This is a genomic window from Paenibacillus castaneae (genome assembly GCF_002884445.1).
Taxonomy (GTDB): domain Bacteria; phylum Bacillota; class Bacilli; order Paenibacillales; family Paenibacillaceae; genus Pristimantibacillus; species Pristimantibacillus castaneae.
This window is the reverse complement of the sequence record NZ_KZ614144.1, coordinates 4,557,170-4,570,015: the sequence shown is the minus strand read 5'-3', so window position 1 is coordinate 4,570,015 and position 12,846 is coordinate 4,557,170. Positions and strand designations below refer to the sequence as shown.

General features: G+C 49.1%; 9 protein-coding genes. All 9 read left to right on the top strand.

Annotated features, from left to right (window positions below):
• Positions 1-31: 31 nt before the first annotated feature.
• On the top strand, positions 32-379 hold the full coding sequence (locus CEF13_RS20510) for a hypothetical protein (protein WP_208414271.1): 348 nt from the start codon (positions 32-34) through the stop codon (positions 377-379).
• 157 nt (positions 380-536) lie between these two features.
• The gene (locus tag CEF13_RS20505) at positions 537-1,463 is read left to right on the top strand and encodes a metallophosphoesterase family protein (RefSeq protein ID WP_102713495.1); all 927 of its coding nucleotides are present in this window, start codon (positions 537-539) and stop codon (positions 1,461-1,463) included.
• A 116-nt stretch (positions 1,464-1,579) separates the two neighbouring features.
• Positions 1,580-2,335 carry a YheC/YheD family protein gene (locus tag CEF13_RS20500; protein WP_102713493.1) on the top strand — a complete coding sequence of 252 codons (756 nt, stop codon included), beginning with the start codon at positions 1,580-1,582 and terminating at the stop codon, positions 2,333-2,335.
• Between the two features lie 528 nt (positions 2,336-2,863).
• Positions 2,864-4,687 (top strand): sensor histidine kinase, encoded by a 1,824-nt coding sequence (locus CEF13_RS20495; protein ID WP_102713491.1) that lies wholly within the window; start codon positions 2,864-2,866, stop codon positions 4,685-4,687.
• The gene (locus tag CEF13_RS20490) at positions 4,684-6,189 is read left to right on the top strand and encodes a response regulator transcription factor (protein ID WP_102713489.1); all 1,506 of its coding nucleotides are present in this window, start codon (positions 4,684-4,686) and stop codon (positions 6,187-6,189) included. Before CEF13_RS20495 ends, CEF13_RS20490 begins: the two co-directional genes overlap by 4 nt.
• 298 nt (positions 6,190-6,487) lie before the next feature.
• A complete protein-coding gene (locus CEF13_RS20485) occupies positions 6,488-7,870 on the top strand; it encodes an ABC transporter substrate-binding protein (RefSeq protein WP_102713487.1) in 1,383 nt (460 codons plus the stop codon).
• A gap of 90 nt (positions 7,871-7,960) precedes the next feature.
• Positions 7,961-8,827 (top strand): carbohydrate ABC transporter permease, encoded by an 867-nt coding sequence (locus tag CEF13_RS20480; RefSeq protein WP_102713485.1) that lies wholly within the window; start codon positions 7,961-7,963, stop codon positions 8,825-8,827.
• Entirely contained in the window at positions 8,824-9,729 is a 906-nt protein-coding gene (locus CEF13_RS20475) for a carbohydrate ABC transporter permease (RefSeq protein ID WP_244917108.1), read from the top strand. The genes CEF13_RS20480 and CEF13_RS20475 overlap by 4 nt, the downstream gene beginning before the upstream one ends.
• Before the next feature lie 39 nt (positions 9,730-9,768).
• Positions 9,769-12,441 (top strand): family 78 glycoside hydrolase catalytic domain, encoded by a 2,673-nt coding sequence (locus tag CEF13_RS20470; RefSeq protein WP_102713483.1) that lies wholly within the window; start codon positions 9,769-9,771, stop codon positions 12,439-12,441.
• Positions 12,442-12,846 lie beyond the last annotated feature (405 nt).

The window sequence follows — 12,846 nt, the reverse complement described above, 5'->3', positions numbered from 1 at the left end:
ATGTATGCAATAGAAGAGGAGAGTGATCACTTTGGATAAGATCGTTCGCAAATATTATCAGCAAAAACAAAAGCAAAAAGAAATAGAGCAGGAGCTAACGGACTTGCGGACTGAGATTTTAGCTTATTTGGCGGAGCAGAATGCGAATGAGCTGGAAATTGGAAGCCACAGAGTGAAGATCATTACGCAGGAGCGGAAAGAATACGATGACAATAAGCTGTTCGAAGCATTGCCGGACCCAGAGCTATGGCGCTTATTGTCGAAGCCGGATTCCGCCAAAATTTCCAGCCTGCTTAAGCTTAACGTTATCCAGGAGGATACGATTAAAGATACGTTCTCTACAAAGACCGTAAAGCTTCTTCAAGTCGATAAAAAGTAGCACATTTCACAATAAAAGAGCCTCCATGAGCGAAATATGCCGCATATGGAGGCTCTTTTATTTGGCATTCCCGAAAGCCGATCATCCGACAAAAAAGGATATACTCGGCACCAAATACGGGATATGATGGTAATATATTTTACTAGGAGTTGATGACATGAGAGACTTATTTTTTGGGGATAATGGGACATTCACCATTGTTCAATTTACGGATTTGCATTGGCAAAATGGTGAACCCGAGGATCTCCGCACCTATTCGTTAATGAAAGATATTTTGCAGAAGGAATCGCCTGATTTAGTCGTTTTTACTGGTGACGTCATTTATAGTAATGATTGCAATAATCCGTCTGATTCTTACCGGAATGCAGTCAAAGCGGCAGAAGAGCTTCATATTCCTTGGGCCGCTGTCTTCGGAAATCATGATACGGAATCCAAATGCACCAAGGAACAGCTGATTGCTGTACAACAAGAACATAAATATTGTTTAACAGAAACGGGTCCTGTACTAGATAATAGATTAGGCAATTATACGATTCGAGTTAATTCCCGTAAATCCAATACCCCAAGAGCTGCTTTATATATGTTGGATTCGGGAGGCTTCTCCAATCATTCACAGGTTGGAGGCTATGAATGGATCACACATAATCAAATCGGTTGGTATAAGGAGCAATCCAAGCTGTTAACAGAAAACAATGGAGGAGCTCCATTGCTATCATTGGCTTTCTTACATATTCCATTTCCTGAATATAAACAAGTATGGGATGAGCAAACGTGCTATGGCCATAAATATGAAGGCATTTGTTGTCCAGAAGTGAACTCCGGACTTTTTAGTGCTTTTGTCGAAATGGAAGATGTTAAGGGCGTTTTTGTTGGTCATGATCATATTAATGATTTCCTGGGAAATTTGCACGGAATCAGCCTTTGTTATGGAAGAGCAACGGGGTATAACACGTATGGGAAAGAAGGATTTCCACGCGGGGCACGAGTCATTCGGTTGGAAGAGGGCAAGCCGAACTTCGAATCATGGATTACTCTGGATGACGGTACGACGATAAGCAGCCAACAGGAGCATGCTCCTGAGTAAAACTCATGAAATAAACGGCAAAATTATTCGGGCTTGAAATGGTACATGTTGTAGGCAATAGCGGTGACAAGCTCTTTTTTCCTTACATATGCTGAGTGAGGAAAGGAGGCTCCGAGATGAAATATAGAAGCAGTACAATCAAAAGCAAATGGATCAAAAACAACTGGCTGCTGAAGCAGCCGAATTTAAGAAAGTATGTACCTCAAACGATGCTTTTTAATAAAAAGAATTTAATAACAATGCTTGACGAATTTTCAACCGTTTTTTTTAAGCCGACAGGCGGTTCGGGCGGAGTGAATATTATCCGGATCAGAAGAAAAACGGATGGATATGAAATCCAATACCATTCGGTTAAAACGTATTATCCAACGATCACACGGTTATTCAAGAAATTGCATCGGTTTTCTAAGCAGAAATCATTTTTGCTGCAGAAGGGAATTGATTTAGCGAGAACAAACGGGAAGCCCTTCGATATTAGAGTCATGGTCCAAAAAACGAACAAAGGGAAATGGAAAAGCACAGCTATTTTTGCGAAAATAGGCAATCCGAGAAAGGTAGCAACAAACTATAATCAAGGCGGGAAGATAGGCTATATTAACGATACGCTGTCCGGCGCTGGCTATAATAAAGCTTCGGTTCAACGTATGGAAAAAGAATTAAAGCGGTTGGGTACCTCTGTTGGCAGAAACTTTGAGCGTCATTCGAAAGGAATGAGAGAGTTAGGCTTGGATGTGGCTTTGGATGCTAATAGAAAACCGTGGATTCTCGAAGTGAATACAAGACCGCAATTTTATCCGTTAAAAAATATGAAGGACAAGAAATTGTATCGGCGTATCGTTTCTTATGCCAAGCAATATGGAAGATATAAATAATCATAGGGTTGGTGCACGTTGCGCTATGCACACAATCGAAACTTATGTACAAGCCGATTCTATTCTTCATCCTCAAAAGTCCCGTCCAACTTGCTGGTTAATTGAGGATCAATATTTCTTCGCATCAAATAGTACACCCATTTTCATTAAACGTGGAACAACCGTTTGGTTATCTATTGTTTCTATAATGGGTGTATTTTTGCTGGAGATAGGATCATGATCGCATAACACAATCGACGGAGGAGTGGGGGATCGACATGTCGAATGATTTGAGGAGGAATTTCCAGATCATGAAGCTTCAGCAAATTTGGATGAAATACTCATACAATTTTTTTGCAACTATTTAATTGAGAGCATATCCTTGGATCATCTTGATAGGTTTAAACCTCGTGAAACAGCCCCTATTTCATAAATTGTTCAAATAGAGTGAATCAATTATAAGTAAAATGGAAGTGTCGAGCAGCCACTACATACACATATCTGAAGACAGACATCCCTTATGACTCATGCCAGAGGAGAATCTCCTAAATGAAAAATTGGAATGACTACCTTCTGAAGAGTAAAATGTTCATCGTGTTCTCTGCGGTGTCATTGTTTATTGTCGTGCTGACGTGCATTGTTTTCTATTATAAAAATGTTAGCGATATTAAAAATCAAACGTTGTCGCTTTCCGACACGATTACCCGGCAGTTCAGCCGGACCTTCGAGCTGTATATTCAGGATATGGAGAAGCTCTCCGTCTCCATTATTGGTGATCCGATTATTCAGCAAAGCTTGATCGATCATTATGGAATTCCGGAACCCGTCGCACAGAACCAAATTGAACTAACGATCAACAACAGGCTGTTCACCCATCTTCAGCCGCGCCCCCAGCTGCAAAGCATCTATATTTTCACGACGGACGATATCGCTTACTTCGTATCGAAGGCGGGGGGACCCAAGGTGAGCTTTAAACTGCGGGACGAGAGCTGGTATGAGAATCGGCTGGAAATGCCCGGAATCAAATTTCTGCTTCGGCCAGTCGCTACGGAGAATACGGGCGGCGACCGTGAAGCCCAGGTTATATCTTTCGTGCGGAATATTAACCGCATTCCCTATCGGGATGTACTGGGGTATATGAAAATTAATATAAACGTTAAGGTTATCAAAGATATGCTCGTCCATTCGGATCGCAACGACGTTGAACGGAACATGAGAGCGTTCATCATAACCGATGAAGGAAGCGTCGTCTATGACGACAGGAACGAGCTGACGGGCAGCGAGGATACTGGAATTGACCTTTCGATCTTCCAGGGCAGCCACCAATCTAACGAAGTGGTATGGAACGGTGTAAGCTATCTCTATACCACATCGAAGTCCTCATACACGAGATGGAATACGCTAATTCTCATTCCGAACGAATTTCTGCTGTCTAAGCAGAAGCACTCTACCTATATTCTCATTCTTGTTGGCTTGATAGCGATGGGGCTGACCGCTTTCGTTTCTTATGCGATGTCCTATCAGATCACGCTTCCTCTCCGCAACCTGATGAAGAAGATGGCGCGTGTCGAGCGGGGGGATTTAACCCAGAGGATGGAGGTGGCCGGCAATAATGAGATCGGCCGACTCAGCCGTATTTACAATAATATGCTGGACAGCATTACACGGTTGATCAGCGAAGTGTACACATCCAAACTAGCGGAGAAGAATGCGCAGCTATCGGCGCTGCAGGCGCAGATCAACCCGCACTTTTTGTACAACACGCTTAACATTATGAAGTCAATCAGTCGGGTTCGGGGCATCGAAGAAGTTGCCGAGATGGCAGAATCGCTGGCGGAGCTGTTCAAATACAGCATGAAAAATCTTCAACAACCTATCCCGCTGCGTGACGAGATGGATCATATCAGCAATTATATGAATATTCAGCAGCATCGGTTCGGCAGCCGATTCGAGTTCAGTATGGACGTACCGGAGCCGCTGCAGGAAGCTTCGGTGTTGAAGCTTACCGTTCAGCCGTTGATTGAGAATGCTATCGTTCATGGACTCGGCAAGGTCAAGTCTGGTGGACGAATCGATATCGCGGTCAGGCGGCTTGGCGGCGATCTGATTATCGAAGTGTTCGACAACGGCTGCGGTATTGAAGAGGAGCGCATCCACATGCTGCGCAGGAGGCTGGAGAGCTCCCGAACGGCGGACGCTTATGACGAGGGTGAGGTGGGTATAGGGCTGTCTAATATTGCGCAGCGGATCAAGCTGTTCCACGGTGTCAAATACGGAGTTGAGCTGATAAGTACTCCTGGCCGCGGAACGACTGTCAGGCTGACGTTCCCGTTTGAAATATTCGTCAAGGTGAAAGGAGAGGCCGGATTATGAATTTATTTCTGGTGGAAGACGAACGGTGGGCGTTGGCGGAGCTTGTGGCCCTCTTCAAGCAATACGAGCCGCAGCATCGTGTGCTTGCGTTCGAGAACGGGGAAGATGCACTCGAGGCCGCGAAATCCATAGTCCCGCATCTCGTGCTGACCGACATCACCATGCCGGGCATGGACGGAGTGGAGCTGCTGGCCGAGCTAGGCCGTCTCCATCCTGACGCCAAAGGAATTATTCTCAGTGTCCATGACGATTTTGCTTATGCGCAGAGAGGGATGCAAACGGGCGTGACGGACTACTTGCTGAAGCCTGTCAGGAAAGAGATGCTTTACAGGGCGGTGGACCGCATGCTTACGCGTATTGAAGATGAGTCCCGCAGCCGGAGCGATCGTGTCGAGTGGTCACTTCTGCAGCAGCTGCTGTCGGCGGACGCGCTGGAGCGCGGGAAGCCAGTGGCAGCCGGGCCGCAGCGCATGTTCATGGCGCTGCTGCTTCTGGAAAACTGGGCATCGCCGCTCACTTGGAAGGATGCCGGACTAGACACAACAGACATTCTCGCGCATTTCGGGAGTGGCTTGAACGGAGAGTCGGATCATCATCACTGCGTCACGATCGACGGCCGCCGCAGAATGCTGCTGCTGCCTGCTGACAATGAGGCAAGTATTCAATCGATAAAGACAAGGCTTCAAACATTGTTCCAGTATGTGGAAAATCGCGGCATTCTACTCCACGTGAGCTTCGAAATAAAGAAAGAGTACGAGAGTCTGAACCGCTGCTTCGTCCGCATCGGCAAACAGCTGGAAGAGCATTTGCGAATTGGTGTGCCCACCTGGGCAGCACCGGATATGAAGCCGGCTGTGCCTGATATCGGCGGAGTTTGGATAAAGGTGCGCGCGCTGCAAGCGCAAATCAAAGCAGGCGATATGGCCAGAGGCCGTGATACAATATCCCGCATCGTCTCGGGGCTTCAGTGCAAAGAAGTCACCCAGAAGCAACTGAAGCAGTTCATTGACGATCTGTTCTACTCATTGAAGTTTAATCTTCAATCAGAATCCAAAGCCCGGCTGCAGATGGATATGAGCCTGCTGAACGAAGCAATCGACTACGAGTCGATTACGGAATGGCTTACGTCAGCGTTATTCGGGTTTGCGGGAGAAATCGAATTAAAGGAGCAGAAGCCCAAAGGGCTAGTACCGATAGTAATGAACTGGATCCACGCCAACTATCAAGGCGAACTTTCCCTTCAGCAGTTTGCTTCGGAGCATCATGTCAGTCTGGGGCATTTATCCAGATTGTTCAAAAGCCAGACCGGCTATACCTTCTCCGACTATGTGATCGGCTACCGAATAGGCAAAGCGAAGGAGCTGTTATCCGACGGCACATCGCGCCCGTCGGAAGTCGGCGAGCTGGTCGGATACGAGGATTCCAAGCATTTCTCCCATTTGTTTAAGAGAATAACGGGTGAAACGCCGACTGCCTACGCAAAACGCAAAATGAGCGAATGAGAAGAATGTAAGTAATAAATTTAAAGAATCGAAAGGTTCCCCGGACTCAAGCCATTACTTTTGGTCAAAAAGGAAAAATCCCCCCCTTAAAAAAGCAAAAAAGCAGGTATGCATCTAAAGCACGAACCCGTAGACTGAAACTACGAGGGAACCCGGGCCCTTGGAGCGGAAAATCACTCATGATGGAAGCGTGTTCATTAAGCTGCAACATACGGAATCATCGATGTGAATAGGGGGCAACAATGGACGGCTGCCGAAGGGTACACGATCCATGCCTACAAAGGGAGGCTGCGGAACAATGAATCGAACGACTGGCAGAGCACTTACATTCGTGACAAGCGTCATTATGATCGTGGCGCTGCTCGCTGGCTGCGGCAGCGGCAGCGGCAGCGGCAACAACTCACCTACGACAAAGAACAATACCGGTGACACGAACAGTAAAACGAACGTGAAAACCGAAGCCACCAACGCACCTGTTGAGAAAACGACATTAACTCTGATGGTCGGCAATACAGGCACAACGCTAGACGCGCTTAAAGCTGTTGGCACGGAAGCAGAGAAAAAGCTGAATATCACCATTGAATACGATATCAAACCGGATGGCACGGAAGGCGACAACCTTGTCAAGACGCGCCTAGCAACGGGTGATATGTCCGACCTGCTCGTTTATAACACGGGTTCGCTGCTGAAGGCAGTTAATCCAGTGGAAAACTTCCTCGACGTGACGAATGAAACGTTCATGGCAGATGTGCTTGATTCCTTCAAAACCGTCGTAACGGTAGATGGCAAGGTGTACGGTGCGCCCGTAGGATCAAGCTCTGCAGGCGCGATCTTGTACAACAAGAAGGTGTACGGCGAGCTTGGATTGACCGTTCCGCAAACGTGGAGCGAATTCATGGCCAATAATGAGAAGATCAAAGCTGCGGGCAAGACCGCTGTGATCGCGTCCTACAAGGATACCTGGACGTCCCAGCTGTTTGTCCTCGGTGATTACTACAACTTACAGGCGCAGGTTCCGAATTTCGCCGACGACTACACGAATAACAAAGCGAAGTATGCGACAACACCACAGGCACTGCGCAGCTTCGAAAAGACCGAGGAACCGTTTAAAGCCGGCTATATGAATAAGGACTTCCTAGCCACGACGTATGACGTTGCCTTGAAGATGCTGGCCGACGGTTCAGGCGTACACTATCCGATGCTGACAAGCGCTTTGGATTCCATCTTGCAGAATAGCCCGGACAAGATTAACGACATCGGCGTGTTCCCTATACCGGGCGACAGCGCTGATGTTAACGGACTGACGGTATGGATGCCGAGCGGCCTGTATATCAACAAGAACAGCAAGAAAGTAGAAGCCGCCAAGAAGTTCATGGAATACTTCGTGTCTAAGGAAGGCCAAGCGATATTTGCTTCTAAAGTTAAGGCGGCCGGTCCCAATGTCATTAAAGGAATCGAGCTCCCCGACGATGCTTACGAAGGTGTCAAAGAAATGCAGAAATATTTCGATGAAGGCAAGACGTCACCCGCACTTGAGTTCGTATCTCCGGTCAAAGGTCCGAACTTGGAGAACCTCACCGTCGCTGTAGGCAGCGGCATCATTTCCGCCCAGAAGGGTGCCGAGGACTATGACAAAGACATTCTGAAGCAGGCGCAGCAGTTGAATCTACCAGGTTGGTAGATCGACAGCCGTGTGCTGCAATTCTAGTTGAAGACGGGGCTCCGCGCAGGACGGTGCGGGGCCCGTTTTCTTCGGAAAGAAGGGAGAGCCATGACCAAGCTGAAGATTCGGACCTACTCGTACATTTTTCTTGTACCCGCATTTCTGATTTACTTCGTCTTTTATTTGCTGCCAACTGTGTTATCGCTGTTTTTTAGTATGACTCGGTGGACTCTCACACATTGGAATTTCATCGGTTTCGACAACTATGTCACTTTTTTCTCGGAGACGGCTCTCAGCATCGGCTTCAGGAATACGTTAATTTACGCGGCTGTAACTTGTGGTCTCAAGGTCATTCTCGGTCTCTTACTCGGCGCATTCCTCACCTCTACTGTTCTGTTCAAAAACTATTTGCGTTCCGTTATTTTCTTCCCGACACTGCTCAGTACGATTGCGGTCGGGATTGCGTTCTCTATCTTGATGCATCCATCGCAAGGACTGATTAATACAAGTCTGGCCGCGCTTGGCATCAACGGACCAGATTGGCTTGGTAATACGAAGATCGCGCTGCTGTCAGTTGCTCTGGTAGACGTATGGAAAGGCATCGGCGTCGCAACCGTCATCTATATCGCCGGCATTTCGGCCATCCCGGGTGAGTATTACGAGGCGCTCAAAATCGACGGCGGGAGCAGCATGAACGCATTCCGATACATCACGGTTCCTCTAAGCAGACCAGCGATGAATTCGGTCATTATACTGGCATTTATCGGAGGACTTCGTTCCTTCGACCTGATCTGGGCCATGACTAAGGGGGGGCCGGGTTTCACTACCGACCTGATCGCCTCGATCATATACAAGCAGTATCAAGCGGGCTTCTACGGCCTGGCGACTGCGGGCAATGTCATCCTGTTCGTCGGCGTGTCACTGCTGGCGTTTCCATTGTATAGGTACCTGACGAAAGGCGAGGTGTACTTATGAGCAGGGGAATGAGCAGGATTATGGATAAAGGCGGGGGCAAAGCGCTGATCCGTGACGAAAATAGGGGGATTAGCAGTGGAGCTAAGCGGGTCCTCATTGCCGTGCTTACGCTGGTGCTCAGCACTGTCATCTTCTGGATTCCGTTCTATTTCGTTATCATCAACTCCTTCAAGAATCAGGCCGAATCCGCGCTCATGAATATGTCATGGCCGAAATCATTTCATATTTTGGAAAATTACAGGAATGTGTTGACTGCCGCCGATCATATGCTTGTCCGCGCCTTTTACAACAGCATGCTGCTGACCGTTCTGTCGATCTCAGTACTGATCATTGTCAGTGCGATGGCTGGATTCGTATTGCAACGTCGCGAAGGCGGGCGGTGTTCTTCCTTCTTAAACTTTCTTGTTCTGGCTGGTTTGATGATCCCGCCTGCTATTGTGCCTACGATCTGGGTGCTCGACTTGATCGGCCTGTTCAAGACGTTAGCCGGCATCACCTTAGTGGAGGTGGCGCTTCATTTTCCGTTCGCGGCAATTTTGTACAAAGCGTTTGTGGCAACGCTGCCGCGCGAAATCGATGAAAGCGCGCTGATCGACGGCGCTGGGGGCGGGCGGCTGTTCTTCAGTATCATATTTCCTCTGCTGAAGCCCGTTACTTCGACCATCATTGTGCTTGAATCAATAAATGTATTTAATGATTTCGTCAATCCGCTTTACTTCTTCCCTGGATCGGCCAACGCGACGGTGCAGCTGACGCTGTACAACTTTATGAGCCGATTTACGACATCGTGGAATTTGCTATTCGCAGATATCGTTCTAATCTCTATCCCGATGCTCATTCTGTTCATTTTCTTCAATAAGAAAATTGTAGCCGGTATGACGGCAGGCGCCGTTAAGGGGTAATTAAGCCCAGATTGCGCCGAGGAGAGGAGCCATTTCATAATGTTTACGATAACAGGACTGCGCTGCGAATATCTAGAGAACCCGATTGGCATTGATGTACGAAGCCCTCGAATTAGCTGGAAGCTGGAAGCGGACGAACGGGACGTTGTTCAGACGGCTTACCAGATTGAAGTCGACACCCTTGAAAGCTTCTCCCGCCCGGTATGGGATTCGGGCAGAATAACGTCCGACCAGTCCACGCATGTAGAATTGGACGGACTGGAAGTGGGGTCTCGCACGCGGTACATGTACCGCGTACAGGCCTGGAACGATAAGGGGGAATCTACCGGCTGGTCGGAGATTGCCTACTGGGAGACTGGACTAATGAAGCCAGATGCATGGAAAGCGGCTTGGATCAGTGCTCCCGAGGATCTGTTCCCAGAGGAGTCGGAGCAGTGTCCCATGTTCAGGCGCGAATTCACGCTGGAAGGCGACGTGGTCTCCGCTCGCTTATACGCGACTGCATTGGGGCTGTATGAGCTAGAGCTGAACGGCAGTCGGGTAGGCGATAGCTACCTGACTCCAGGCTGGACCAGTTATAATACCCGTCTTCAATATCAGACCTATGATGTTACGGATATACTCTGTCATGGCAGCAATGCGCTTGGCGCGATGCTGGGCAACGGCTGGTACAAAGGTAATTTAGCATGGTCCGATTCCAAAAACTTGTACGGCGACCGCGCCGCTCTGCTGATTCAGCTGCATATCCGATACATGGATGGCACGGAAACGATTGTGGCATCGGATGGCGGATGGAAGGCAGCAGGCAGTCCGATCCTAATGGCAGAGCTGTATCACGGGGAAACATACGATGCCCGCCTTATGAAGAAAGGCTGGAGCGAAGCCGGCTTTGACGATGGCGACTGGAAGGCGGTCTCGGTTATTGAGCGGAACAAAGCAAATCTTATCGCGCAGGAGAATGTGCCGGTAAGGAAGCGTGAGACAATTAAACCGGTTGGTGTCATCACGACTCCGAACGGAGAGACCGTTCTTGACTTCGGTCAGAATATGGTCGGCTGGATTCGCTTCAGTGTCCGAGGCAATTCCGGCGACACGGTTGAAATTCATCACGCCGAGGTACTGGATCAGAACGGGAATTTCTATACGGAAAACCTTCGCACAGCCAAGCAGACCATTCGCTATACGCTAAGCGGTGAGGGTGAGGAGGCCTATGAGCCGCGGTTCACGTTTCAGGGCTTTCAATACATTCGGCTTATCGGATTTGGGGAGCATGTGAATCCTAACGATTTCACAGGCATTGTGCTGCATTCGGATATGGATACGACCGGCTTCTTCTCCTGTTCCGATCCCCTTGTCAACCAGCTTCAGCACAATATTTGGTGGGGGCTGAAAGGCAACTTTGTGGACGTGCCGACCGATTGCCCGCAGCGGGATGAGCGGCTCGGTTGGACGGGTGACGCCCAAATGTTCATTCGTACATCCGCCTATCTGGCGAACGTAGCCCCGTTCTTCACAAAGTGGCTGCGCGACTTGAAAGCCGACCAAACAGAGGAAGGCAGCGTGCCTTTCGTCGTGCCGAACGTACTGGGGACAGAGCCTTCCGGCAACTTCAGTGCGCCGCTAGGCTCGTCAGCATGGGGCGATGCAGCTGTTATTTGTCCGTGGACGATCTACCTCGTCTATGGTGATCGGCGGATTCTGGAGGAGCAATATGAAAGCATGAAAGCATGGGTAGACTACATCCGTCGTCAGGGAGACGATGAATATTTATGGAATACGGGTTTCCATTTCGGTGATTGGCTCGCACTCGATGCCAAGCCTGACAGCTATTTTGGCGCGACGGATAGCGACTACGTATCAACTGCGTTCTATGCGTATTCGACCTCGCTGCTGAGCAAGACGGCAGACATTCTGGGTTTTACAGAGGACGCAGCGGAATACGCGAAGCTGTACAAAAGCGTTCGACAAGCTTTCAACGATGAGTTTGTAACACCCTCTGGCCGACTGTCCGTACCGACGCAGACCAGCCAGGTGCTTGCGCTTATGTTCAATTTGCTGGATGGTGAGGCTAAGGAGAGAGCGGTTAGGAGATTGATGGCGCTGCTGGAAGAAAGCAAATTCCATCTGACGACAGGATTCGTAGGTACGCCGTACTTGAATCATGTGCTGAGCGCGAACAGTCAAGGAAGCGCGGCGTATAAGCTGCTTCTGCAGCAGGATTATCCGTCATGGCTCTATCAGGTAACTAAAGGCGCAACGACGATTTGGGAGCATTGGGACGGCATCAAGGAGGACGGCAGCTTCTGGAGCAAAGATATGAACTCCTTTAATCACTATGCATACGGTGCGATTGGTGACTGGTTGTATCGTTCCGTAGCCGGAATCGATACGGAAGAGTGTGAGCCTGGCTATAAGAGGATCGTCATCAAGCCGGAGCCTGGGAACGAACTGACCTGGGCTGATGGACGGCTGGAGACCATGTACGGTACAGTCCGCAGCCGCTGGGAGCGCGGCGAAGATGGCTGCATGACGGTGGAGGTGACGATTCCGCCGAACGCATCGGCATCGATCCTGCTGCCGGGTGCAAAGGAGGAAGCGGTTGAAGAGAGCGGCACGCCGCTTCAGAAGGCGGTCGGCATCAGCGGAGTGGAGACGGTCAGAAGCGGGGTCCGCCTGTCGGCAGGGTCCGGCAGCTATCGGTTCACGTACTAAGCAGCGCAGACCGTACTAGGTCAGATTCGCTCAGCCTGGCGTAGGCTGAGCACCCAGCTGCTGAGGCACCTTCGTCGCCAAGTGAGAGCAGTCGGAATTTATAGTAAACGTTGTAATTCGTAGAGCCGCAGTCTTTCAGATTGCGGTTTTTTATTTCGAGTGTTTCCGGTGAACTAGTTAGGTACAAATGGCACATCGCGAGGGATTTGGCCGACCAAAGAAGGTCGCCTGTCTGACGTATAACCAAGATTGAGCCATATCTTCTAAGAAAGCGGTCTCGATCGGAAAGGTTTTTGTCCCGAACCGCCATGATTCAGACGGAAGGAGACAGTATGATGGAAACATAAAGCGTTTACAACTATGACAGCTTGATAATTTCGGCTATTCATTTTAACTAAGAACATG